The following is a 25589-nucleotide window of genomic DNA, read 5'->3' as shown; positions in this document are numbered from 1 at the left end:
GCATGCTTGCATGCAGATTTGGCGAGCACCGCGATAACTCGAGAAACGCGTAAAGCGTGTTTCTCGTAGTTTAATAGCCAAAGACAGGAGGAATTGTTATGAGCCAGAACTCAAATTTAATTGTGGGAGTAAATGAAAAAGTAAAGCCGGGAAAAGCAATTCTGCTTGCATTCCAGCATATTTTATCCATGGATTTGTATGTATTTCCAATCCTTCTTGCAGCCATGCTTGGGTTATCTGGAGCAGACACCAGTTACCTGATTCAGATGTGTTTCTTTACCTGTGGTATTGCAACCATTATCCAGACAGGAATCGGAATAAAACTTCCGGTGGTACAGGGCGCAAGCTTTGTTGCCTTAAGCGCACTTGCAGCAATCGGTTCCACCAATGGAATGCCGACCTTAATCGGAAGCCTGATTCCGGGAGCAATCATTCTCTGTCTCCTAGGTGTAACAAAGATATTTTCCAAAATCGTAAATAAATGTGTGCCGGCTTATATCGGTGGACTGGTTATTATGATAGTAGGTATTTCTTTAACCTCTACTGCAGCCAGCGGTGTAATCAGCAGCGATGGCGGACTGATGAACAATATGGTTCCGGGTCTTGCAGCAATGCTTACATTAATTATTGTAAATGTAATCTCTTACAAAACAAATTACAGACATAAATTTTTAAGTCTCTTTTCCGTAGTAGGTGCGTTGATTGTAGGCTGTATCGTAGCTGGATTTATGGGAACATTGGATTTCTCCGCAGTAAAAGAAGCAGCATGGTTCCAGGTACCAAACGTATTCCATTTTGGATTACCGAAATTTGAATTATCTCCATGTATTTTAATGACATTCATTTACTTTATCGTATTAATAGAAACAACAGGTGTATGGATTACCGTCAGTGATGTAACCGGAGAACCATTAACCGATGAACGACTGAATCGTGCAGTTATCGGCGAAGGTTTAGGATGCCTCGTTGGTTCCGTTTTCGGAGGAACTCCATTAACCGGATATTCATCTAATGCAGGTGTTATTTCAATTACAAAAATCGGCAGCCGTGTCGTAGTAATGACAGCAGGTGTGATTCTTGCAATTATGGGCTTTTGCCCGAAGTTAATGGCAATCATTGCATCCGTACCGGGTTGCGTTATCAGTGGTATCTTTATTGTTATCTGTCAGATTCTGATTGCAAATGGTTTAAAAATTGTCAGCCGTGAAAAGATGACACAGAAAAAAATCCTCGTCATTGGATTATCCGTTGTATTTACCGTTTCCAGCATGGTTATTTCTTCTGATGTAATGGCAATGTTCCCATCTACCGTCCAGTACTTCTTAAGCAGTGGTACAGCAGTTGGTGGTATTACCGCAGTCATTTTGAATCTGGTTCTGCCGGAAGAGAGTGCTGAGAAGGTAAAGAAGAGTGAAGGAGTTGTTGCACAATGATAATCAAGGGAAACTTTTTGTATACACCATCCATTGATGAAATGGTGGTAAAAGAGCAGGCGTATCTTCTTATTGAAAATGGCAAAGTAAAAGCCTTCTATGATACGCTGCCGGAAGAATACCGTCAGGAAAAAGTAATTGATTATGGAGAAGCCATTATCATTCCGGCATTTAATGATGTACATATCCATGCCCCACAGCTAATCAACCGGGGCGTGGGATTTGATAAAGAACTGCTTCCGTGGCTGGAAACTTATACATTTCCGGTAGAAGCAAAATATAAGGATGTGGCATTTGCAGAAAAGGCATATAAGCTCTTTTTGAACCGCCTGTGGGCAGTGGGAACCATGCGTTTTTCCGCATTTGCAACCTTACATAAGGATGCAACCTGGAGATTCATGGAGCTGGCAGAACAGTCCGGTTTATCCGGTTATATCGGAAAAGTAAATATGGACCGCAACTCGCCGGACATTTTAATCGAGGATACAGAGCAGTCCTTAGCAGATACGGAAGAGTTGATTATCCGAAGCAGAGAGAAATTAAAAGAATTCAGTTATATATTAACACCGCGTTTTGTTCCTGCCACAACAGAAAAACTAATGCAGGGCTTGGGAGATTTGGGTGAGAAATATAATCTTCCGGTGCAGTCCCATTTATCTGAAAACCGGAGTGAAATTGCCTGGGTAAAGGGACTGCATCCTTCCATAGAAGATTATACCAGAGTATATGAAACTTACGGACTGATGCGGAGTAACCGCACGATTATGGCACATGCTATCTGGCTTTCCGATAAAGAAAAAGATTTTTTAAAGGAAAAAGGCGTGATGCTTGCCCATTGTGCCCAGTCCAACGCAGACCTGTCCAGCGGCGTGATGCCGTTACGGAAGAATTTGGAAAGAGGACTTAGATGCTGTATTGCCAGTGATATTGCAGGAAGCCACACACCTGATATGAACCGCCACGTAGCAGCTTCCATAGAGCTTTCGAAAGTGAACTGGCTTTCCCATCCGGAGGAGAAAGCACTGCAGCTTCCGGAAGCGCTGTATCTTGCAACCAAGCAGAGCGGAAGCTTTTTCGGTAAAGTCGGAAGCTTTGAAGAAGGCTATGATTTTGATGCACTGGTCATTGAAACCGATGAAATGGATGGTCTGCTGCCACGTACGCCATTTGAAAAATTAGAGCAGTATATCTATGATGGCAATGACCGGAATATTCTTGCCAGATATTGTAAAGGAAAATTTGTGGCAAAACCATTTGCATAGCAGACATTGCATAGAATACGAAAGAAGACACGAGGTATGTTCAGACAAACAACAGTTGGTTGAAACATACTTCGTGTCTTTTACGTTGCTAAGAAGCTATAAAGCACTGTCTATGACAGAACCTGCATGTAGAAAGTTTATCCGTGCAGTCCGGTATACAACTGATAATATTTACCCTTCTGGGCAATTAGTTCGTCGTGGCTGCCCCGTTCAATAATGCGGCCCTGCTCTAATACCATGATACAGTCACTGTTCTTAACAGTGGAGAGACGGTGGGCAATGACAAAGGTTGTTCTGCCTGCCATCAGTTTATCCATACCATCCTGAACGATAAGCTCGGTTCTGGTATCGATGGAGCTGGTTGCTTCGTCAAGAATCAGTACCGGAGGATTGGCAACAGCTGCACGGGCGATGGCAAGTAACTGCCGCTGTCCCTGGCTTAAGTTGGCACCATCACCGGTCAGCATGGTATTGTAACCATCCGGAAGATGACGGATAAAGGAATCTGCATTGGCAAGCTTTGCAGCAGCGATAACTTCTTCATCGGTAGCATCCAGTTTACCGTAGCGGATATTTTCCATTACGCTGGCGGTAAAGAGGTGGGTATCCTGCAATACGATACTAAGGGAATGTCTTAAGTCAGCTTTCTTAATCTTGTTGACATTGATACCGTCGTAACGGATTTTACCATCCTGAATATCATAGAAACGGTTAATCAGGTTCGTAATGGTAGTCTTACCGGCACCGGTAGAGCCGACAAAAGCAATTTTCTGACCAGGAGTAGCAAATAATTTCACATTGTGTAAAACAATCTTATCATCATTATATCCAAAGTCTACATCATCAAAGACCACATCACCCTTTAACTCGACATAGTCAATGGAGCCGTCTGCCTGATGCTGGTGTTTCCAGGCCCAGCGTCCGCTTCGGGTATCGGAAGTCTCTACAAGTTTTTCACCGTCTTTTTCTACATTGACAAGAGTAACATAACCTTCATCGGTTTCTGGTGTCTCATCCAAAAGAGTGAAGATTCGCTCGGAACCTGCCATAGCCATAACAATACTGTTTAACTGCTGGCTGACCTGGTTGATTGGCATATTAAAACTCTTGTTAAAGGTTAAGAAACTTGCCAGTCCGCCCAGTGTAAATCCACCGATGCCATTTAAGGCGAGGACACCACCAACCATGGCACAGAGTACATAACTGATGTTACCAATCTGGGCATTTGCCGGCATTAGGATATTGGCAAATTTGTTGGCATTGTCAGCACTGCGGAAAAGCTGGTCATTTAATTTGTTAAAAGCTTCGATACTTTCTTCTTCGTGGCAGAAGACTTTAATTACCTTCTGACCATCCATCATTTCTTCGATAAAACCATTGGTTGCACCAAGGTCACGCTGCTGAGCGATAAAGTATTTACCACTTTTCCCGGCAAGATTTTTCGTGACAAGGAGCATGACACCAACCATTACAAGAGTAAGAACAGTCAGTGGGATATTCAGGATAATCATGTAAATCAGTACACTGACAATGGTAATGACACTGTTGATTAACTGCGGAATACTCTGGCTGATCATCTGACGAAGGGTATCAATGTCATTGGTGTATACAGACATGATATCGCCGTGGGCATGCGTGTCAAAGTATTTAATGGGCAGTGTTTCCATATGGGTAAACAAATCGATTCGCAAATCATTTAAAGTACCCTGCGTAACATAAATCATAATCTTAGAATAAGCAAAGGTACTTAAAACTCCCACACCGTAAAAGCATGCAACACGAAGGATGGCAGCAGCCAGCGGTGCAAAGTCCTTATCCGGTGAATTCAGAATCGGGATAATATAGCTGTCAATCAGGGTTTTCATAAACATGGTTCCCTGGGTGTTGGCAAGAACACTTAATACAATAAAGACAAGTACCAGGAAGCAGGCAATTCCGTATTTCCGGAAAATGTAAGCCATCAGACGGCAGAATAATTTGCCCGGATTCTTTACTTTCCTTTTTTCAGCCATTACTGAGCACCTCCATTCTCATCAAAGTCACCACCGCCGCCGGTCTGGGATTCATAGACATCACGGTAGATGGCATTATTTGCTAATAATTCTTCATGGGTTCCAAAGCCGTTAATCTTACCTTCATCTAAGACAATAATGCGGTCAGCACTCTGGACACTGGAGATTCGCTGGGCAATAATCAGCTTGGTTGTACCCGGAATCTCTTCGGCAAAGGCTTTGCGGATTTTGGCATCAGTTGCGGTATCTACGGCACTGGTGCTGTCATCCAGAATCAGAATCTTCGGTTTCTTTAAGAGGGCACGGGCAATACAAAGACGCTGCTTCTGACCACCGGATACGTTGGTTCCCCCCTGTTCGATGTATGTATTGTATTTATCCGGAAAAGTGTTGATAAAATCATCGGCACATGCTAATTTGCAGGCACGGATACATTCTTCTTCCGTAGCATTTTTATCGCCCCAGCGCAGGTTATCAAGAATTGTACCGGAGAAAAGTACGTTTTTCTGCAGTACAACGGCAACCTGGTTACGCAGGGTATCAAGGTCATACTTTCTTACATCAATGCCGCCAACGGAGACAGAGCCTTCAGTTACATCATACAGACGGCTGATTAAGTTCACCAGACTGGACTTGGAACTTCCGGTTCCGCCTAAGATACCGATGGTTTCACCGGAATGAATAGACAGATTGATATCGGAAAGAACCGGCTCAGCCGCATCTTCTTTATAGCTGAAGGCAACATGGTCGAAGGTAATACTTCCGTCTTTTACTTCCATAACCGGATGCTTTGGGTTATTTAAGTTACTCTTTTCGTTTAATACTTCAGAAACCCGGCGGGCACTGGCAACACTCATGGTAATCATGACAAATACCATGGAGAGCATCATCAGGCTCATCAGAATATTCATACAGTAGGTTAAGAGACTCATCAGCTCACCGGTAGTGAGGCTGCTGTTTACAATCATCTTTGCACCAAGCCAGCTGATTAAAAGAATACAGGTATATACCGTAAACTGCATGGCAGGAGCATTGAAAACAACAACATTTTCAGCCTTTACCAGGAGCTTGTAAATATTTCCGCTGGCTTTCTTAAAAGTAGAAGCTTCATGGTCTTCACGGACATAAGCTTTTACTACGCGGATAGCGGAAACATTTTCCTGGACTCTTGCGTTTAAGTCATCATATTTTGGAAAAGCTTCATTAAAATATCTGGTAGCAAACCGGATGATGATAGCAAGCACACCACCTAAGAGGATAACGGCAATCAGATAAACGCTGGCAAGCTTCGGACTGATAAAGAAGGACATTGCCATGGCACAAATCAGACTGGCCGGTGCTCTCGTACACATGCGGAGGATCATCTGGTAAGCATTCTGCAGGTTGGTGACGTCAGTAGTCATACGGGTAACAAGACCTGCAGTGCTGTATTTATCAATGTTAGCAAAGGAAAAGGTCTGAATATTTTCAAACATGGATTTCCTTAAGTTACGGGCAAATCCGGTGGATGCCCGGGCACCATATTTTCCACCCATAATTCCGGCAAACAGGGAGAAGCATGCAGCAACGACCATCCAGGCACCGACTACATAGATGTGATGGATGTCACCCTTGTTGACACCATTATCAATGATGGAAGCCATCAGAAAAGGAATTAAAGTTTCCATCAGAACCTCAAGGATCATAAAGATAGGAGTTAAGATGGAATCACGTTTAAATTCTTTAATCTGGGCAGCTAAAGTCTTTAACATAAATTTCACTTCCTTTTTTCTAAATTGTATGCTATAACATAAATGTTAGCATACTAACAGATATTGTTATATAACAATATTTTTTATATGTCAATGAATTTTTTGGGAAAGAAAAGAAGGATTATGAGATGTGCGAAGAGAGAAAACTTGGAAATGACATCCGGGTCATACATAATATGATAGGAGCATACTGTGACCGGTATGGTGCGGATCAGAGAGATGGTGTGGCACCGATGCAGGGGCGGACACTGGGCTTTTTATATTGTAATAAAGATAAGGTCATCTGCCAGAAGGACATTGAGCAGGAATTCTTAATTTCCAGGGCAACGGCAAGCAAAATGCTGCAGTCCATGGAGAAAAAGGAACTGATTACCAGAAAAGAACTAAAAGAAGATGCACGATTAAAGCAGATTCTTCTGACGAAAAAGGGGGAACAGCAGCATTTGAAAATGATGAACTTCTTTTCTGAAATGGAGAAGCTCCTGGTGGATGGAATGACAAAAGAAGAAGCAGATGAACTATATTCTCTTTTGAAACGTGTACGCTATAATCTTGAGAAGAATCTGTAAAGCTTAGGAAAAGACATAAGGAAAAGAGAAGGTTCTACTTCCTATATATATGACTTTTTGCTATAATAGATGCAAACGAAGAAAAGGGAGGAGCAGGAGATGATTATTTTCTGGTTAGCACTTTTTGTAATATTACTGATTATAGAGATTATTACGGTAGGACTGACAACCATCTGGTTTGCAGGCGGAAGCATGGCAGCCCTGATTGTGGCAGCAGTAGGAGGTCCAGTCTGGCTGCAGGTAATTTTATTCCTTGTGGTATCTTTTGTATTGTTATTCTTTACAAGACCATGGGCAGTAAAATATTTAAACCCGCATAAGACCCGGACGAATTACGAGGATGCCATCGGAAAGACCGTACGTGTAACAATGAAGATTGACAATATCGAAGAGACAGGAACAGCTGTATTAAACGGACAGGAATGGACGGCAAGAAGCAATGACGATGCAGTTACCATAGAAGCAGATACTACTGCAGAAGTTGTGGCAATAAGTGGTGTCAAACTGATTGTAAAACCACAGTAGAGTAAGAAAAGATAAGGCAGGCGATTGCATATGAAACTTGGAATGGTATTTGAAGGCGGAGCCAGCAGGACAATTTTTTCCTGTGGAGTGGCAGACGCATTTCTTGAAGAAAATATAATGCCTGATTATTTTATCGGCGTATCGGCAGGAATAGCCTTTGGCTTATCCTATTTGTCAAAGCAGCACGGCAGAAACTTAGAGCTTGCAAGAAAATATATGTCAGATGGTAATTATCAGGGATTTAAGTTCTTATTTGATAAGAACCGCAAGACCTTTTATAATCTGGATTACGTCTTTGATGAAGTGCCAAATAAATTACTGCCCTTTGATTATGATGCATTTGCAGCATTTCCGGGACAGGTGGAAGCAGCAGTGACCAACATTCATTCCGGTAAAGCAGAGTATCTTGAAGTGCCAAGAGACAGCTCCAGCATGTCAGTTATCGAAGCAAGCTGTGCACTTCCGGTATTTTCAAGCCGGTGCAGGTGGGCAGACGCTATTATCTGGATGGCGGCGTGGCAGATTCCGTTCCATTTGAGAGGGCATTAGAGCAGGGCTGCGATAAGGTAATTGTCGTACTGACAAGAGAGCGTGGCTATGAGAAGCATACGGATGGAGGAACGAAGATTTCTTCTGCATTATATCGGCGTTATCCAAATATCGTAAAGGATTTGAAGGAGCGTCCAGCAAAATATAATGAGTCCATGCAAAAATTATTCCGGTTGGAAAAAGAAGGACGCGTTTTTGTAATTGCACCGGATACGACCCATGGGGTAGGCAGAACCGAAAGTGACCCGAAGCGGTTAGAAGAATTATACGAAGAAGGTTATCTTGAGGGAAAAGAACAGATGGTAGCATTAAAGAATTATTTGAAGAAGTAAGAAGCAGGAATGATGAGTGAACAGATAGAGCAGGAAAAGACAATTCATTATAATGATGCAAAAATCTGGCAGATTGCATTTTTTTCCATGAATAATACAGCAGCAAATCTGTATCTGGCTTTGATGGGCTATATCTCATACTATGCCAATTCCATGGCTGGCTTTTCTGTTGTGTTGATTTCTTCACTGGTAACAGCAATGAATATTTTTGATGGTGTAACTGACCCTGTGGTTGGTTTTCTGTTGGATAAGAGTAAAGGACGGTTTGGAAAATTCCGTCCTTTTATGGTGGCTGGAAATATACTGATGGCAGTCAGTGCTGTTCTCCTGTTTGCGACAACACATCTGATTTCAAAGTGGGTACGGATTCCGTATTTTATTATTATCTATGCAATTTTTATTATCGGATATACCTTTCAGACTGTGGTTGCCAAATCGGGGCAGACGATTATTACCAATAATCCGAAGAAACGCCCGCTGTCCACTTATTTCGATTCCATTTTCATCATGGCGGCATACGGCGGCAGTGCCTTGTTTGTAGCCAATTATCTGGTGCCGAAATACGGTGGATTTACCAACGAAGAGCTGTATGTGGAGTATGTATTCTGGGTTGTGGTATTGTCGGCACTGGCAACACTTTTGGCGGTAATCGGAATCTGGAAGAAAGACCAGCCGGGACGCTATGAACATCAGCAGACACAGAAGATTAAGGTGTGGGATTTTTTCTTGATTTTAAAACAGAACAAGCCAATCCGTATGCTGATTATGGCAGCCTGCACCAACCGGTTTGCGGCAACGGTATACAGCCATACAACAGTAGGCGTTATGCTTTATGGCATCATGATGGAAAATTATGGAATTGCCGGATGGATTGGTGTGGTGGCAGCATTGCCGACGCTTTTGGTAGTGACCGTTGGCATCCGGGCAGCACAGAGGATGGGACAGAAGAAGGCACTGGTATTATTTACGGGACTTGGCATTTTCTTCCAGTTACTATTGATTGTGGTGTTGATGCAGGACAATATCAATACGGTTACTTTTAATCTCAAACATTTTAATGCCATTTCCTTCTGGTTTATGTTATTCTTTGTATTATTAAATGGCTGTAAGTCCATTACAAATAATATGGTGGTGCCGATGATTGCAGACTGCTCCGATTATGAGCAGTACCGCAGCGGTAAATTTGTACCGGGACTGATGGGAGCACTGTTTTCCTTTGTAGATAAAATTTTTGCGGCACTGGGAACGGCATTTGTAGGACTGGTAATGTTACTTATTGGATATAATAAAACATTTCCGCAGATTGGTGATGCCTTGACACCGGTATTGCGTTATACAACCATATTCCTATTTTGCGGAACACCGATTATCGGCTGGGTAAGTTCTTTGATTGCGTTGAAATTTTACCGGCTGGACAAGAAGAAAATGAATGAAATTGCGGCAGCATTGCAGGAGGAAGAGATAGAATGAAAATCGTTTTTTTAGATGCAAAATCAATTGGAGAGGATATTGATTTATCCGCATATGATGCATTGGGAGAAGTTATAAAATATGATTTCTCGACAGCAGAGGAAGCGGCAGTACGAAGCGTGGATGCAGATGTGCTGGTACTAAATAAAGTAGAAGTTAACGAAAAGACCATTGGAAATGCAAGCCACTTAAAGCTTGTGTGTGTGACGGCAACCGGAACGAATAATCTCGATAAGGCATACCTTGAAAAACGTGGTATTGCATGGCGCAACGTAGCAGGATATTCCACGGAATCGGTGGCACAGCATACCTTTGCCATGCTCTTTTATTTACTGGAAAAGCTGCCTTATTATGACCGCTATGTAAAAGAAGAAAAATATATCGGAGATAAAATGTTTACCCACTTTGATAAACATTTCGGAGAGCTGGCAAAAATGACCTGGGGCATTATCGGACTTGGAAATATCGGAAGAAGAGTTGCAGATATTGCAAAAGCCTTTGGCTGTCGTGTCATTTACTATTCCACTTCCGGGCGAAACAGCCAGCCGGGCTATGAGCGTGTCAGCTTCGAAGAACTGTTAAAGGAATCGGATATTGTATCCGTTCATGCACCGTTGGATGAAAAAACGTTGGATTTGATGAATAAAAAAGCTTTTCATCAGATGAAGAAAACGGCTATTTTCTTAAACCTTGGAAGAGGACCGATTGTGGTAGAAGAGGATTTGGCAGAAGCCTTGGAACAGGGTGAGATTGCGGCAGCAGGACTGGATGTCCTCCGGGTAGAACCGATGAGTCCGGAAAATCCGCTGAGCAGAATCAAAGACAGTGAGAAATTACTGATTACGCCGCATATTGCATGGGCGAGTGTGGAAGCCCGCACCCGCCTCATGGAGATTATCTGTGGTCAGATTCAGGAATTTTTCTCTAATGGAAGTCCGGAATCATAAGAGTTGTTTCCTAGCTCTAAGGAAAGTGCATCTAACTGTTCCCGGTAAACCGGCGTTCCGATTGGAAGCGTAAACAGTCTTGCAGTTTTATTTAAGATGGACTGATACCGGGTTCCCGCAGTATCCAGAAGGTCAAAGAAGGACTCATGGGAGACATCTTCTTTGTTCCATGGATTTCGCCAACGGAAATGACGAAGATTCAGCGGGTCTACCGTAAAAGTAAAGTAGTCACTTGGAATCAACGGAGAAATACATGCATAACCTAAAGTCTTTGCCTCGATTTTACGGGCAAGGACTTTTTTCTTGCCCTGCGGGTCACGAATCCATGCAGTATTAAGCTGCACAGCTTCTAAGGCAGCCTGCATGGAGCGGTAAGTAAAGCGGTACTCTTTATATGTGGAGCTGTAAGCCTTTAATAATAAAGAAGCAATAATGTGCCGTTCCTTCCGGCTGATGTGCAGGGTGGCACTCTGGTTGAATTCAGATGGTGCACAGTTTTTATAATAAGCAAGAAGCTCTGCATCAATATCTGTTTCCAGATATACATGATGACCAAAATAACCCTTATCATAAGTGCCATAGTGTGACTTGGCAAAGATATATGGATGACAGGTAGTATCTAAGACATAATGTCCAAGAAAGCCGCAGATATAGGAAATGGCAATCTGCTGTTCCGTCTCTTCCAAGAACATGTCCTTACTTTTTAAAAGCTGGGTAAGAAAAATACCGGTATTTTTGTGGTGTGCCAACTGCCCGATATTTCCGGAAGAGCGGAGGTAGGACGGCAGGTAATAAAAGAAAATATCCGGTCCCTGTAAGCCCATACAGAATGCATGCGGAAATTTACGGATGCAGGAAACAAGATCTGGTTCCTCTAATTCACGAAAAGAATTCAGTCCAAATAAATAGTGGGTGGTAAATCCTGGCATAACAACAATCCTTTCAACTAATTATATTTTAAGTGATTGCAGCAAATTTTAAAGGGTGAGTTTTTTGCTATTTAAAAGTATCTTTTTCGGCTATAAAATACCGCAGTTCTAAAGTGCATGTTTTTCTTCCTGTGATAAAAACCGTCTTTCCAATGTTTGACAAAAGTACTGCACGGTTCGCCGAAATGCGGATGCATGATAAGGGCTGTTAGGGGCACCCGGAATTTCGTCTGGCATCCGGCAACGCTGGCACAGGACGTGCCAGCGAGGCGCATCTGAACATGGATGTGAATTTGCGCCGGTTGCCAGAACGAATGAAATGTAAATCGAAATTCCCAGTGCCCCTTGCAGGCTTTATGTCGCATCCGCATCCGGCGGACCGTGCGGTACTTCCGTCAAAGCAGGCGGAAAGACAGTTTACAATCAAGAAAAACATGCACTAAGAACTGCAGGCATTTCATATCAAAGAAAAAGATATCTTTTGAATATCAAAAACTCACCATTTAGAATTTCTTTCGTTGCAATCGCTTATATATAGATAATTAAAGTATAGCACTTTTTGCCAGGAAATATAATACAGAAGTTTGACAAAAAATGGATATTTGATATAATCCTGTGTGTGACGAATAATCCATGGAGATACGTGGTAAAATAGACAGGCAGCAGAGGAAAAAGAGAACTGGGAGTGAGGTTTTATTAATAAGCGGACAAAGCAAATACTGAAACTGGTTTTTGTAATTGCCATCGTAGCAATTATCATTTATACGTTCCGGGATTCAGCCGGACCAATTTTAAAGGAGCTTTCTACAACTGCACCTTGGGTGGTCATTACCATCTGCGGTGCCGGTGTTATGTATAATGTGGTAGAAGGATGGATTAATTATTCCTTCGCAAAGCAGTATAATCCACAGTTTACATACCGGATGGGTGTAGAGAGCGCCTTTTATTGCTCATTTTACCGTGTGGCAACCTTAGGCAGTGGTGCCGGTGTGGCAGCGGTATATTATTTCAATGAAAAAGGAATTCCGGTTTTTCAGGGAACCGGAATGTATATGGTAGAGTATGCGATTCATAAAGTAACGATTGCAATCTTTTCCATTATTTTCTTCCTGTTAAATTTCGGATTTATGAAGGAACATTATTCCGAATATTTTAATCTTCTGATTGCAGGATATGTGTTGACGGCAGTGATAGCAACTGCATTACTTTTATTCTGCTGTTCAAAGAAGTTCCATGGAATTTTACTTTTCCTGGTGGACAAGCTGAACCGCAAAGGAAAATTCGATGCGCAGGCAGCCATGTTACGGGAACAGTGTGGCATCTTAGAGGATGCAGCAGGCATGCTTCTGACCAAGGGAAAACTAATCGCATCCATTGTAGCTAAGAATCTGTTGAAATTTGCATTCTGCTATGGCATACCATTCGTGATTTTATATCGGGAATATGGATTGACACTGTTACAGTCCTGGGCAGTTACTTCCCTTGCTTTTATGCTGGCAGCAGTCATTCCGTCTCCGGCAGGAATCGGTTCCTCAGAGTTTGTATTTACCGCATTGTTTACAGTATTGGTAGGAACCGGAGAAGCCGGTTCTGCGGCACTGTTATACCGTTTTGCAACATTCGTACTTCCATTTGTTATCGGTGGTGTGGTGGTATTACTGCATAAGCGTATTGACCGACGGATTGCAAAACGCAAGGCAGATAAGGCACAGCAGTAAGGGAAAGAGAAGGAATTAAGATGAAAGAAAGAAAAGGAATCAGTGGCAGCACACTGAAAATCATTGCGATTATAACGATGTTAATTGACCATATCGGAGCCGGAGTTCTTGGCAGATTGCTGGTAGTCCGTGGTATGAATGAGGCGGCAGATCTGAATGCATGGATTGATGCCAACAGTACCCTGGTGATTACATATCAGATGATGCGTTTTGTCGGAAGACTGGCATTTCCGATTTTCTGTTTCCTTTTAATCGAGGTTTTGAACATACACATGATGTGAAGAAATATGCACTTCGTCTGCTTTCCTTCTGCATGGTATCTGAAATTCCATTTGACTTATTATTCAATGGAAAAATATTGGAATCCGGTTATCAGAATGTATTTTTTACACTGTTTATCGGACTGATGGTTATGTGGGGATTTCAGGCAGTGGAGAATCAGGAACGGTTTGCGAAGTTTAAGAAAGTTATTTTTGATGCGGGAATTCTTGCAGCAGGAATCCTTGCGGCAGAATTTTTAAATACCGACTATGCCGGAATTGGCGTTGCCTGCATCGTATTACTCTATGTATTCCGTAAGAAAAAATCCTACCAGCTGCTTGCAGGATGTATCGGATTTTCCTGGGAGCTTACTGCACCGCTGGCATTCATTCCGATTGCGTTTTATAATGGAAAACGTGGACTTTCTTTGAAATACTTTTTCTACATTTTCTATCCGGCGCACCTTCTGATTTTGTATATCATCTGCTGGGCAATGGGAATGGGACCGATTGCAGTCGCATAGATTTCTTTAAGATTTTGTGAAGAGGCTTGCAAACAAAAAAGACCTGCGTTATAGTAGCGGATGGACAGAAGTTCTGTCACAGAAGAAGACGGCAGGATTGTAAGAAATGAATGAGAATAAAGCAGAAAGAAATGAAATAGAACAGAATAAGACCGTACAGGATAAAACGGAGCAGAATAAAAAACATTCAGCTAGACTTATCGAACTGGATTATAAGAAAACAAATATAAGAGCCGGACTCATTGCTTTTGCAGTGATGTTGGGCTTTTGTCTCTATGGTGGGGTAAATGTGCCAGTGGCAGCTGCCGCAGGGCTGATTTATTTTGGAATCAAAAATCTTAAGATTACATTGCCGGAGAAAGCCAATCCACTCTGGGCTGCTCTTGAAATTTTCTTAAGTGCCATCATGACAGAGCATATGGTGCAGTATCTTTTGCTGGATGCAGAGCTGCGGGAGAAAATCAGTGTGAATCACACCCGATGGAATGTGCTCTGCTGCATGGCCTTTTATCTTGCCCTGTTAGTGATTACAGCAAAGCCGAAGATTGCCTGCATGATAGGACATATTTTCCTTTTAAGCCTTGCAGGAATCAATTACTTTGTCTATCAGTTCCGTGGAAATGAATTTTCTTTCGGAGATTTGAAAGCGGCATCCACCGGACTTTCCGTGGCAGCAAATTATAAATTTGTATTGGAAGACCGGGCGGTCTATGTCATACTTCTTAGCATGATATATGTTGCCTTTATAAGGAAGCTGAATTTTGAATTTAAAAAGAAATGGATGCTTCGGATCAGTGCCTTTGCGGCAGCGCTGGTGATGGGAATTTATGTGGGAATTGCCACAGAAGATACGGTAATGGAATCCTGGGAACAGAAAGGAACTTACCGCAACGGCTATATCTTAAATTTTGTACTCAGCATCCGGGATTCCTTTGTGGCGGAGCCGGATGGATACTCAAAAGATGTGGTGGAAGAGATTTCCAAAGAATATCCGGCACCGGAGAATAAAGGCTCGGAAGATGACCCGACCATTATTGTCATTATGAATGAGTCCTTTGCTGATTTGAGTGTGATTTCCCATTATGGATTTGAGACAACGGAAGAGGTAACACCATTTTTTGATTCCATGGACACCAATGTCATTAAGGGATATGCACTGTCTTCTGTCTTTGGTGCAAAGACACCGGATTCTGAGTGGGAATTTCTGACGGGAAATTCCATGGCATTCCTGCCAAGCGGCTCCGTGCCTTATCAGCAGTATATGTCAAAGAAACCGTATTCCCTGGTGAGCACCTTAAAGGAGCGGGGATATTCCTGCATTTCCATGCATCCTTACTATGCGTCCGGCTGGAGCAGAAGCAAGGTTTATCCGTTGCTGGGCTTCGATGAGAGTCTCTTTATCGATGATTTCGACCAGACCAATATCATGCGGGAATATATTACGGACCAGGAATTATACAATAAAATTATTGACCAGTATGAGGAAAAGACTTCCGATGAGAAATTATTTATCTTAGGTGTTACCATGCAGAATCACGGTGGCTATACCGATTATTATGACAATTTCCGGAATACGATAAATCTTAAGAATCATTATTTCAGTGATGTGAACCAGTATTTAAGCCTGATTCATGAGAGTGACAAGCACTGGAAATCTGATTACTTATTTTGAAAATGTGGATGACAAGGTCGAAATCGTATTTTTCGGAGACCATCAGCCGAGTCTGAATAATAATTTCTATCAGTCCATGAATGGCAAGGGATTATCCGGTCTTACCTTGGATGAACTGCAGGAATTATTTACAGTACCATTTTTTGTATGGACGAATTATGACAGTGAAAGTAAAGATGTGGAACTGACCAGCCTGAATTACTTATCTACAATGACACTGCAGCAGGCGGGTATTGAACTGCCGGCATATAACCAGTTCTTAGCAGACTTACAGGAAGAGATACCGGCAATGAATTCCAGAGCATTTTATTCGAAGAGCCAGGGTGAATTCTTTCATTATTCTGAGGCACAGGGGGGAGATGCAGACCTTCTGAATCAGTATAATATCCTGCAATACAACAACATGTTTGAAAAAGACAAGGATAAAAATCTTTTTCCGTATTATGAAACACCGGATTAAAGAGTGAAAAACATAGAGAAAGTGAAGGGTATGGGAAAAGCGGAAAGGCAGGGGGAAGATGTACCGGATTTATCTTGTGGAAGATGATGTAATTATAGCCAGAAGTATTAAAAAACATTTAGAAAACTGGGAATATGAAGTGCAGTGCACAAAAGATTTTTCAGCAGTTACAAAAGAATTTGCGGAGTTTGCACCGCAGCTTGTGCTGATGGACATCGGACTTCCTTTTTACAATGGATATTACTGGTGCAGTGAAATCCGCAAAATTTCCAAGGTACCGATTATCTTTCTCTCTTCAGCTGCGGACAATATGAATATTGTCATGGCTGTGAATATGGGAGCGGATGATTTTATTGCAAAGCCTTTTGACTTAAGTGTCCTAACGGTAAAGGTACAGGCGATGCTGCGGCGTACTTATGATTTTACGGAAGGCGGCGAAATACTGACCTATCACGGAGTGATGCTTCAGGTGGCGGAAGCAGTCCTTACCTATCAGGATAAGAAAGTGGAACTTACCAGGAATGAACTGCGGATTCTAAAGACACTGATGGAAAATAAGGAAAAGGTAGTCTCAAGAGATACGCTGATGACAAAGCTCTGGGAAAGTGACTGCTTTGTGGATGAGAATACACTTTCCGTAAATGTAAACCGCCTTAGGAAGAAGCTTTCAGATGCAGGTCTGGAGGATTTTATTCTTACAAAGAAGGGAATCGGGTATCGGCTGAAATGAGATTTGTCAAAAATTATCTGAAGGAAAATCTGAAATGGCTGTTGTTAGTGCTTGCCTGCTTTGGAATCCTGTGCTTTGTAATCGGATTCGAGCAGGTGCCGCTGGCACAATGGGGATATGCGGCATTTTTGTGCTTCTTCCTGTTTTTGCTGGTAGTAATCATAGACTTTACAAGGCGTTATCTGCATCATAAGAAGTTAGAAAAGCAGACTTCTGAAATTGCAGTGACAATGGATAAGCTGTCATTGCCACGGGGACAGATGGAAACGGATTATCAGGAATTGCTTCGCTCTTTATATATCACCCTGCAGCAGCAGATTAATGAGCTGGAAAACGGGCAGGTGGAGCAGGCAGAATATTTTACCATGTGGGTGCACCAGATTAAGACGCCGATTGCGGCACTGCGCCTGCTGCTGGCAGAGGAAGAGGATGAGCGGAGCCAGGAAATGTGGGAAGAGCTTTTCTCCATTGAACAGTATGTGGAAATGGCATTGCAGTTTACCAGAATATCAGCGAAAACCACAGATTTTGTAATCGGGGAAGTTGCGCTGGATAAAGTAGTACGGGAGGCAATCCACAAGTATGCCAGACTGTTTGTGCGAAAGAAAATTAAAATGGAATTAAGTTCCATTGACACGCAGGTACTGACCGATGAAAAATGGCTGGAATTTGTAATCGAACAGATTTTATCCAATGCCATTAAATATACTGCCGGTGGAACCATTTCTGTTTATTTAGAGGAAGAATCGGAGCAAGAGACAAAAGAGCTGGTTATCGAAGATACCGGAATCGGTATCGCACCGGAGGATTTGCCAAGGATTTTTGAAAAAGGCTATACCGGTTATAACGGTCATGCAGATAAGCACTCCACAGGAATCGGACTGTATCTCTGCCGGAAAATTATGCGCAAGCTGTCCCATGAAATTACGATTGAGTCGGAGATTGGAGTGGGAACGAAGGTACATCTTGAAATACGGTAGGAGGGGAAGCTTCCATTTTTTTTTTCAAAAGTAAGTTAAAGTTTTCTTAAAACAGTATCTACGGAGCGTGGAATCCGCATAAATTCACCATTTTCTACGTCCCGTGGGTGTACTTAAAATGAAATTACCAGATAATCAAAGCAGAAAGGAGGAAAGCAGATGGATCAGATAATAATTGGAAAATTTATTGCAGAAGAAAGAAAAAGAAAGGGTTATACCCAGAAGCAGTTATCTGAGAAATTAGGAATTAGTGATAAAACGATTTCTAAGTGGGAATGTGGAAATGGTTTTCCGGAGGTGTCGTTGCTATTACCTTTGTGTGGGGAACTGGATATTACTGTAAATGAGCTTTTATCCGGAGAAAGAGTTTCTGAAGAAGATTATCGTAGAAAGGCGGAAGAAAATATGGTGAATTTAGTAAAAGAAGCACAGGAAAGTAAGAAAAAAATAATTTTATCAGCAATGGTGGCAATGTTAGTAATTGTTGCAGCAACACCATTATTTGTGGTGTCAGGAGCTCTTGTAATGGAAAACTGGTTGAGGATTCTTTTAATTATGTTAGGTACGGCAGTAATTATAATGGGTATTGCGATTGCCTGCGTTCTTGACCGTGATGCAGGAGCGTATGAATGTCCGGAATGTCATGGCAGATTTGTGCCAGAGATGAAGGATTATATTATGGGACCACATACTATCCGAAAAAGAAAACTGACCTGTCCACGATGTGGTGCACGTAAGTATTGCAGAAAAGTGTTGACAAAATAAGATGGATGCACAGCATGTGAAGTAGAGATAAGTGATATACAAAATTATGTCCTGAAAAATGTAAATATTAGCAAATTTATCACCTGAAAAATGTGGAATATAATTATGGTACAATAAAAAAGCTAGAAAATATAATTTCAATCTTACAAAAATGTAAGAGATAAAGGGAAAATGTAAGCAGAATCCATGGCTGACATTTTCCTTTTTTGCTATGATAATGGAAAAGATGACAGAGCAATAAAGTGAGGAGAAAACAATGGCAATTTTAGAAGTAAATAATCTGAAAAAAGTTTATACAACCCGTCTGGGTGGAAATCAGGTAGAGGCATTAAAAAGTCTTAACTTTTCTGTGGAAGAAGGGGAATATGTAGCAATCATGGGAGAATCCGGTTCCGGAAAGACCACGCTTTTAAACATTCTGGCAGCACTGGATAAGCCGACCGGTGGACAGGTCATATTAAATGGCAAGAACATTGTGGATATCCGGGAAAAAGAGATTTCCGCATTCCGGAGAGAAAATCTTGGATTTGTATTTCAGGACTTTAATCTTTTGGATAATTTTTCGTTAAAAGATAATATCGTTCTTCCGCTGGTGTTATCCGGTGTGGATTATAAAGAGATGGAGCGGCGCATAACACCGATTGCAGCGCAGCTTGGAATTCTTGATATTCTGGGAAAATATCCTTATGAAGTATCTGGCGGACAGAAACAGCGTGCGGCGGTAGCAAGAGCCTTGATAATCAAACCGGAACTGGTACTGGCAGATGAGCCTACCGGAGCATTGGACTCCAAAGCGACGGAAGATTTATTGACATTATTTAATAAGATTAATGAGCGGGGACAGACCATTCTTATGGTAACGCATAGTACCAAAGCTGCCAGCCATGCAAGAAGGGTATTATTTATTAAGGATGGAGAAGTATTCCACCAGATTTACCGTGGCAATTTAAGCAGTGAAGAATTGTATGCAAAGATTTCCGATACACTTATGATGCTTACGACAGGTGGTGAGAAAGATGAATAAGAGGTTATATGGAAAACTGGCAGTAAATAACATAAAGCACAACAGACAGTTTTATCTGCCGTATCTGTTGACCGGAATACTGACGGTGGCATTCTTTTATACCATGTTGTATCTGAATTACAATCCGGGACTGGACGAACTGCCATTTGGTGCCGTGGATGTAAAGTTTGTGCTGGGACTGGGTGCAGTTATCATTGGATTTTTCTCTGTGATATTCCTGTTTTACACCAACAGCTTTATTATGAAACGGAGAAAAAAGGAGCTTGGTATTTATAACATTCTTGGAATGGAGAAAAGGCATCTGGCAAAAGTAATTTTTCTGGAGACGTTTTTTTCGGCAGTGGTTGCCATCGGTGGCGGACTTGTTGCAGGAATTGCTTTCAGTAAACTGATGTGTATGTTATTGTACGCCATGATTGGATACCATGCAGAAATTGTTTTTTATGTATCAGAAAGTGGCGTTGTAAGTACCATCCTTTTGTTTTCCGGTATTTTTATGCTGACCTTTATATATAATCTGTTTCAGATACAGCTTGCCAAACCGGTGGAATTGCTGCATGGAAGCAGCCAGGGCGAGCGGGAGCCGAAGACGAAAAAGCTGATGGCAATAGTTGGAATTGTAACACTTGCAGCAGGCTACTATATGGCAATTACAGTAGATAATCCGGTAACTGCAGTGCTTCTGTTCTTTGTAGCGGTAATACTTGTAATTATCGGAACCTATTTTATATTTATGGCAGGCAGCATTGCAGTGCTTAAGTTCTTAAGAAAGAGAAAAAGTTATTATTATAAAAAGAAACATTTTGTGGCAGTCTCTGGTCTTATTTACCGGATGAAACAGAATGCAGCAGGACTGGCAAGCATCTGTATTTTATCCACGATGGTACTGGTGGTAATTTCTTCAACGGTAAGTATGTATGCCGGACTGGATGATGAACTGGCAACCCGTTATCAGGGAGATATCGGAGTATCCATTATCAGTGAAAATCCGATTACAGAAGGTGATACGTTGCGGGAGTTAGTGAACCGCACCATCCAGCAGGAGAACCGCAGTATAAAAGAAGAACAGGGCATGATGACGCTGACATTTTCCTGCATATCAGAAGATGGAAATCTTGTAATTCGAAAACATGATGATGAGGGCGATTATAGTTCTGATATTATTATGCTCCGCATGATTACAAGGGAAGATTATGAGGAAGCTTATAATGTAAGGGTTCCGGAGCTTTCGGATCACGAAGTGGTGTTGGTAACCAGTGATGGCTATGATAAAGATACGATTACGGTTGGAGATTATACTTATCCTATTTTACAGAAACAGCATTTTTCTTCTGAAAATGGACATTGGATGGATAATCAGGTCTATTATATGGTAGTAAACAATATAGAAGATATGGCACCGTTGTATGAAGCACAGAAAGAAATTTATGGGAAAAATGCCAGCAGCTATTATTATTCTCTGTATATCGACATCGATGGAAACAAGGAAGAAAAAATTGCCTGTGGAAATGCAGTATCTGCGGCAATTGGTGCATCCGGAATGGAGGAAGGGCATGACGGTAAATATTATATTATGATAGAAAACAGGGCAGAAAATGAAGATTCCTTCCGGCAGATGTATGGTGGCTTTCTGTTCCTTGGCATTTTCCTTGGAATCCTGTTTTTGATGATTACCGTACTTATTATTTTTTATAAGCAGATTTCGGAAGGATATGAGGATAAAGAGCGCTTTGCCATTATGGAAAAAGTAGGAATGAGCAATGAAGAGGTAAAGAAAACAATCAGTGCACAGATCCGGATGGTATTTTTACTACCGATTGTTACCGCTGCGCTACATGTGCTGGCAGCGTTTCCAATGATCCGGATGATACTGGCAGTGATGAATCTGAATAATGGAAGACTGTTTGCGTACTGTCTCCTTGGTACGATTGCAGTATTTACAGTTATTTATCTTCTGGTATACAAGATGACCTCAAGAACCTATTATCGAATTGTTGGGCATCAGATTGGGTAGAGACTCTAATAATATCAAATAACCGTAAGAATCTGCTGCCGGCAGTTTCTTACGGTTGTCTGGCAAAGAAGAGAAAGTTCCCGCTGCACTATGGCGTCATAGGAGCTTCTTCCGAGGTGTGTATTTAGCAATTGTTTTTAAAAGAAGTTCTGTATCCAGCGGTTTGGTGAGATGTTCATTCATTCCTGCAGAAAAAGTCTTCTGCCGGTCTTCTGCAAAAGCATTGGCAGTCATGGCAAGAATCGGAATGGTTGCGGCATCTGCACGGTCCAGGGAACGGATGGCTTTCGTAGCCTGGTAGCCATCCATAACTGGCATCATGACATCCATCAGAATCAGATCGTATTCCTGCGGAGAGGAGGCTTCAAATAAGGTCAGGGCTTCCTTTCCATTGTGGGCTTCAGTAACCGTTGCACCAGCATCCGTCAGAATAAATTCCGCAATCTCAAGATTAAGAGAATTATCTTCTGCCAGAAGAATATGATAGCCGGAAAGAGAGATTTCTTCAGCGGAAGTTTCCGCTTCAGAAGTGGAAGCGGCATTATGGTCGATACAAAAAGGAATCGTAATCCGGTAAGTGGTGCCAATATCCTTTTCGCTGGAAAAATCAATGGTTCCGCCCATTTTATCCAAAAGATTCTTTACAATTGCCATGCCAAGTCCGGTACCGTTGTAAGTAGAACGGGCATTATGGTTTTCCTGAGTAAAAGGTTCAAATAAATGCTCCTGAAATTCTTTGCTCATGCCGATTCCGGTATCAGAGCAGGTAAATTCAATCCAGGCAGTATCTTCCGTGAAACGTACTTCATGACAACTTAGAATGACTTTTCCATTTTCCTTATTATATTTTACTGCATTGCTTACAATATTCATAAGAAGCCGCTTGATATGAATAGGACTTCCGATGAGACAGGGATGCTGGACAGAAGGAACTCCGGAAATAATTTCGATGCCACGTTCCGCAGCCTGCTTTTCTATGATGGTGGTGATATCATTGACCAGGTGTAGAACATGGAACGGGCGGGATTCTAAGACAATTTCGCCTGATTCCAGTTTTCCCATATCAAGAACTTCATTTACAAGTTCTAACAGCAGACCAGAAGACTCCTGGATTTTTTCGAGACATTCCTGCTGTTTGACAGGGTTATCTTTATAATGTCCGGCAATTTCCACCATACCACGGATTCCGTTAATCGGCGTCCGGATATCGTGACTCATCCGCTGCAAAAATTCAGTCTTGGCAAGGTTGGCACTTTCTGCCTTTTGGGCAGCCTCCTTTAGTGATTCCTGATAGAGTTTATCCTTCTTCAACTGGGCTTTCTGGTAGCTCTGGTCAGTCTTCCAGCGCAGCATCTGGAAAATCAGAAGAAGGCAGATATAACTAAACATATAATAAAATACTTTTCGCGGAGTCGTTTCAAAAACTGCATGCTCAGGCAGATAGATGTAGATATAATAATTCTGTCCCTGATCTAACATACCAAAGACATGCTTTGGTGAGGAGACTGTATTATGAACATGAACCATCTGTCCACTTACCGCTTTTTTGTTTATATTCTGTAGTACTTCAATATCATTAATATCTGTTCCTTCGAGTTTTTCTTCATTTGAGGCAATCACTTTATCACCACTGGTAATGACAATGGTGCTGTTACGGCTGATACTGTAGCCGGACAGCAAATTCTGAAAAGAGATACTGTAACTTTCAATATAATCAAGTGGTGTATGGTAATAAGTTACAATAATACCAGAGGTATCGGTACGTCCTACCGCTGCCAGGTCGATATAAGAGCCATCTTCACAGTTGATTCTGGAAGAGTATGTTTTTTCCGGATGTATGGCAACATCCAGAAGAACTTCTTTTTTCAGCGTATCGGTTAGGCCGGCACTGCCAATGGAATCAGTACAATATTCAGAGGTTACAGTTCCGGTTTCATCCAGAAAAATAATGCCGGTAATATAAAACTCTTTTGTAAATTCTTCCATGGAAGCTTTTTCCATGGATGTTGTGCCATGCAGACAGTTATCCGTAGAAATATTGTGGGCAGCCTGCTGACAGCATTCAATAATACGCATCAGGCTCTTGGTTTCGGAGGCTAAATTTAAATTGCTGTAGGTGGAGCATTGTTTCTTCAAATAATTAACCGTATCTGCAAGGTGTTCTTCTGTGGATTCGATATCATCGTTTGCGGAAGTAAAAAATACCAGAAGGAAGAACAGGATGCCAAGAAATATTGAAAAAGGCCAGAAAAAACGCAGTCTAAAGGGTTTGTTCTTATTTGACTTCATAATTTTCTACCTCCAGATAAGTACTTGGATGTGCTAAGTATTTTCCGATGATTTTCTCAGAGGTTCCATCTTTTTGCATTTCCTCTAAAGTATCAGACAGTTTTTCGTTAAGCCCGCTGGTATCATCAAGAGAGAAAGCCACACCCAGTCCGACAGTAAGAAGCGGTTTATCCAGAATGCGGTATTCCACATGATAATCAGACATATATTGTAAAATAGAAGTTTCATGGGCAGCAACCGCATCCACATAACCTTTGCTTAACATTGGGTAAATCAGCTCACGATTCTGCATGGCGAAAAGCCCGTTAATTTTTGGAATGTCGGGGTCGGTCTGGTTGAGAAAAATATCTTCCGGTTTCGTGGTAGCCTGAACGGCGATGTTTTTACCGGCAAGATCCTGCAGTGTGTAAATATTGCTGTCCGGACTGACTGCAACCACCTGCTGGCTGATCATATAAGGTCCCGCCCATTTGTATTCATCCATTCGTCCGTCCATGCTAAAGCAGCCCCATGCACAGTCGATACTGCCATCCTGCAGAAGAGCTTTTTTATTTTCCCAGTCGATGGTGACAAATTCAGCCTGATAGCCCATTCTGTGGAAGGCTTCCGTGGCAAGTTCCACATCAATGCCGGTTGGTCTGCCATCTGTTCCGCTATAATTAAAAGGCGGATAATTGTCACTGCCGATTACAATAGTTGGCAGCGAATTTTCCTGTTTTGTGGAAAGAGTATTTTCTGCTTTTCTACAGCTGCATAATAAAATTGTAAAAATACAGAGAACAGCCAATAGCTGTTGTAGTTTTTTCGAACCATTCATATAATAGAGTCACCCCTGAAAAAAATCTTTTTACTGTGTTACTATTATAAAGTAAGAAAGACGCAGATACAACAGATTACAACAGATTGCAATAGAAAATCACTTGAACTTTCGACAAAAAATTGTATATTTGATATAGAAATGCAAATTTTTATCTGAAAAGTTTAAACAAGTAGAAATGCTAAGGGATATGTTAGAGAAGAGGGAAATTAGGATGAAAGAAGTTACAAAACAGGCAGAGGAAACACAGATTAGCCATAAAACACTGAGACTGATGATCGGAACACTCTGTTCTGTCATCGGAACGCTGCTAGCCCTTTATGTGGGAGGCTGGCTTATGTTATGTAAACCGATACAGGGGGTGGTTTCTGCATACTTTGCAGGAAATCTTACAATTGGAATCATCGCACTGGCGGTATTCAAGTGTCTGTTGTCCGTAACAGTGGCAGGAGCCATCTGGTGTGGTGGATATATTGCTAAGTGCAAGTTTATTGGACATGAAGATTATTAATGAGAAGATTCGAAAAGGATAGGGATGAAGAGGCATGACGGATTAA

The 25589-nt window shown here is 41.8% G+C and carries 22 protein-coding genes and 1 pseudogene; 18 read left to right on the top strand and 5 right to left on the bottom strand.

Annotated features, from left to right (window positions below; translation table 11 throughout):
- Positions 1 to 98: 98 nt before the first annotated feature.
- Positions 99 to 1433 carry a uracil-xanthine permease family protein gene (locus DW059_RS03820; RefSeq protein WP_117697817.1) on the top strand — a complete coding sequence of 445 codons (1335 nt, stop codon included), beginning with the start codon at positions 99 to 101 and terminating at the stop codon, positions 1431 to 1433.
- Positions 1430 to 2695 carry an amidohydrolase family protein gene (locus tag DW059_RS03815; RefSeq protein ID WP_117697815.1) on the top strand — a complete coding sequence of 422 codons (1266 nt, stop codon included), beginning with the start codon at positions 1430 to 1432 and terminating at the stop codon, positions 2693 to 2695. The genes DW059_RS03820 and DW059_RS03815 overlap by 4 nt, the downstream gene beginning before the upstream one ends.
- Before the next feature lie 137 nt (positions 2696 to 2832).
- On the opposite strand, the gene DW059_RS03810 is transcribed toward DW059_RS03815, so the two are convergent.
- Positions 2833 to 4707 carry an ABC transporter ATP-binding protein gene (locus tag DW059_RS03810; RefSeq protein WP_117697814.1) on the bottom strand — a complete coding sequence of 625 codons (1875 nt, stop codon included), beginning with the start codon at positions 4705 to 4707 and terminating at the stop codon, positions 2833 to 2835.
- The gene (locus tag DW059_RS03805) at positions 4707 to 6458 is read right to left on the bottom strand and encodes an ABC transporter ATP-binding protein (protein ID WP_117697812.1); all 1752 of its coding nucleotides are present in this window, start codon (positions 6456 to 6458) and stop codon (positions 4707 to 4709) included. Before DW059_RS03805 ends, DW059_RS03810 begins: the two co-directional genes overlap by 1 nt.
- Positions 6459 to 6586: 128 nt before the next feature.
- On the opposite strand from DW059_RS03805, the gene DW059_RS03800 reads away from it, so the two are divergent.
- The 6 genes from DW059_RS03800 to DW059_RS03780 all read left to right on the top strand — a co-directional run bounded on the left by DW059_RS03800 (position 6587) and on the right by DW059_RS03780 (position 10850).
- Positions 6587 to 7027 carry a MarR family winged helix-turn-helix transcriptional regulator gene (locus tag DW059_RS03800; protein ID WP_117697810.1) on the top strand — a complete coding sequence of 147 codons (441 nt, stop codon included), beginning with the start codon at positions 6587 to 6589 and terminating at the stop codon, positions 7025 to 7027.
- 99 nt (positions 7028 to 7126) lie between these two features.
- On the top strand, positions 7127 to 7552 hold the full coding sequence (locus DW059_RS03795; RefSeq protein ID WP_022243497.1) for an NfeD family protein: 426 nt from the start codon (positions 7127 to 7129) through the stop codon (positions 7550 to 7552).
- A gap of 30 nt (positions 7553 to 7582) precedes the next feature.
- A complete protein-coding gene (locus DW059_RS16345) occupies positions 7583 to 8101 on the top strand; it encodes a patatin-like phospholipase family protein (RefSeq protein WP_242986093.1) in 519 nt (172 codons plus the stop codon).
- On the top strand, positions 8068 to 8433 hold the full coding sequence (locus DW059_RS16340) for a DUF6363 domain-containing protein (protein ID WP_242986091.1): 366 nt from the start codon (positions 8068 to 8070) through the stop codon (positions 8431 to 8433). The genes DW059_RS16345 and DW059_RS16340 overlap by 34 nt, the downstream gene beginning before the upstream one ends.
- A gap of 12 nt (positions 8434 to 8445) precedes the next feature.
- Positions 8446 to 9903, top strand: a complete 1458-nt coding sequence (locus tag DW059_RS03785; RefSeq protein ID WP_117697808.1) for an MFS transporter — start codon at positions 8446 to 8448, stop codon at positions 9901 to 9903.
- Positions 9900 to 10850, top strand: coding sequence for a D-2-hydroxyacid dehydrogenase (locus tag DW059_RS03780; protein WP_117697806.1), 951 nt, complete (start codon positions 9900 to 9902; stop codon positions 10848 to 10850). Before DW059_RS03785 ends, DW059_RS03780 begins: the two co-directional genes overlap by 4 nt.
- On the opposite strand, the gene DW059_RS03775 is transcribed toward DW059_RS03780, so the two are convergent.
- Positions 10814 to 11779, bottom strand: a complete 966-nt coding sequence (locus DW059_RS03775; protein ID WP_117697804.1) for a zinc dependent phospholipase C family protein — start codon at positions 11777 to 11779, stop codon at positions 10814 to 10816. The genes DW059_RS03780 and DW059_RS03775 overlap by 37 nt on opposite strands.
- Before the next feature lie 695 nt (positions 11780 to 12474).
- Between DW059_RS03775 and DW059_RS03770 the strand changes: the two genes are divergently transcribed.
- The 9 genes and pseudogenes from DW059_RS03770 (at position 12475) to DW059_RS03735 (ending at position 21926) form a co-directional block, all read left to right on the top strand.
- Positions 12475 to 13497, top strand: coding sequence for a lysylphosphatidylglycerol synthase transmembrane domain-containing protein (locus tag DW059_RS03770; protein ID WP_330408254.1), 1023 nt, complete (start codon positions 12475 to 12477; stop codon positions 13495 to 13497).
- Between the two features lie 20 nt (positions 13498 to 13517).
- Positions 13518 to 14281, top strand: a pseudogene (locus DW059_RS03765) (TraX family protein).
- Between the two features lie 106 nt (positions 14282 to 14387).
- Complete coding sequence (locus tag DW059_RS16955) at positions 14388 to 15953, top strand: LTA synthase family protein (protein ID WP_330408250.1); 1566 nt, start codon at positions 14388 to 14390, stop codon at positions 15951 to 15953.
- Positions 15913 to 16413: a sulfatase-like hydrolase/transferase gene (locus DW059_RS16950; protein ID WP_330408249.1), complete on the top strand. Its 501-nt coding sequence runs from the start codon at positions 15913 to 15915 to the stop codon at positions 16411 to 16413. Before DW059_RS16955 ends, DW059_RS16950 begins: the two co-directional genes overlap by 41 nt.
- Positions 16414 to 16471: 58 nt before the next feature.
- Positions 16472 to 17143 carry a response regulator transcription factor gene (locus tag DW059_RS03755; protein ID WP_117697800.1) on the top strand — a complete coding sequence of 224 codons (672 nt, stop codon included), beginning with the start codon at positions 16472 to 16474 and terminating at the stop codon, positions 17141 to 17143.
- Positions 17140 to 18123: a sensor histidine kinase gene (locus DW059_RS03750; RefSeq protein ID WP_117697798.1), complete on the top strand. Its 984-nt coding sequence runs from the start codon at positions 17140 to 17142 to the stop codon at positions 18121 to 18123. Before DW059_RS03755 ends, DW059_RS03750 begins: the two co-directional genes overlap by 4 nt.
- A gap of 159 nt (positions 18124 to 18282) precedes the next feature.
- On the top strand, positions 18283 to 18888 hold the full coding sequence (locus tag DW059_RS03745) for a helix-turn-helix domain-containing protein (protein ID WP_117697796.1): 606 nt from the start codon (positions 18283 to 18285) through the stop codon (positions 18886 to 18888).
- A gap of 256 nt (positions 18889 to 19144) precedes the next feature.
- A complete protein-coding gene (locus DW059_RS03740) occupies positions 19145 to 19912 on the top strand; it encodes an ABC transporter ATP-binding protein (protein WP_117697794.1) in 768 nt (255 codons plus the stop codon).
- Positions 19905 to 21926 carry an FtsX-like permease family protein gene (locus tag DW059_RS03735; protein ID WP_117697792.1) on the top strand — a complete coding sequence of 674 codons (2022 nt, stop codon included), beginning with the start codon at positions 19905 to 19907 and terminating at the stop codon, positions 21924 to 21926. Before DW059_RS03740 ends, DW059_RS03735 begins: the two co-directional genes overlap by 8 nt.
- 96 nt (positions 21927 to 22022) lie before the next feature.
- On the opposite strand, the gene DW059_RS03730 is transcribed toward DW059_RS03735, so the two are convergent.
- Positions 22023 to 24215, bottom strand: coding sequence for an ATP-binding protein (locus tag DW059_RS03730; RefSeq protein ID WP_117697790.1), 2193 nt, complete (start codon positions 24213 to 24215; stop codon positions 22023 to 22025).
- A complete protein-coding gene (locus DW059_RS03725) occupies positions 24202 to 25032 on the bottom strand; it encodes a substrate-binding periplasmic protein (protein ID WP_117697788.1) in 831 nt (276 codons plus the stop codon). Before DW059_RS03725 ends, DW059_RS03730 begins: the two co-directional genes overlap by 14 nt.
- Positions 25033 to 25246: 214 nt before the next feature.
- Here DW059_RS03725 and DW059_RS03720 point away from each other — a divergent pair, with 214 nt between their 5' ends.
- A complete protein-coding gene (locus tag DW059_RS03720; RefSeq protein WP_117697786.1) occupies positions 25247 to 25543 on the top strand; it encodes a hypothetical protein in 297 nt (98 codons plus the stop codon).
- Positions 25544 to 25589: the final 46 nt, after the last annotated feature.

Source organism: Roseburia sp. AF42-8 (assembly GCF_003435965.1).
Classification (GTDB): Bacteria; Bacillota; Clostridia; order Lachnospirales; family Lachnospiraceae; genus Roseburia_C; species Roseburia_C amylophila.
The sequence above is the reverse complement of the archived record's forward strand: the minus strand, read 5'-3'. Positions and strand labels throughout refer to the sequence as shown.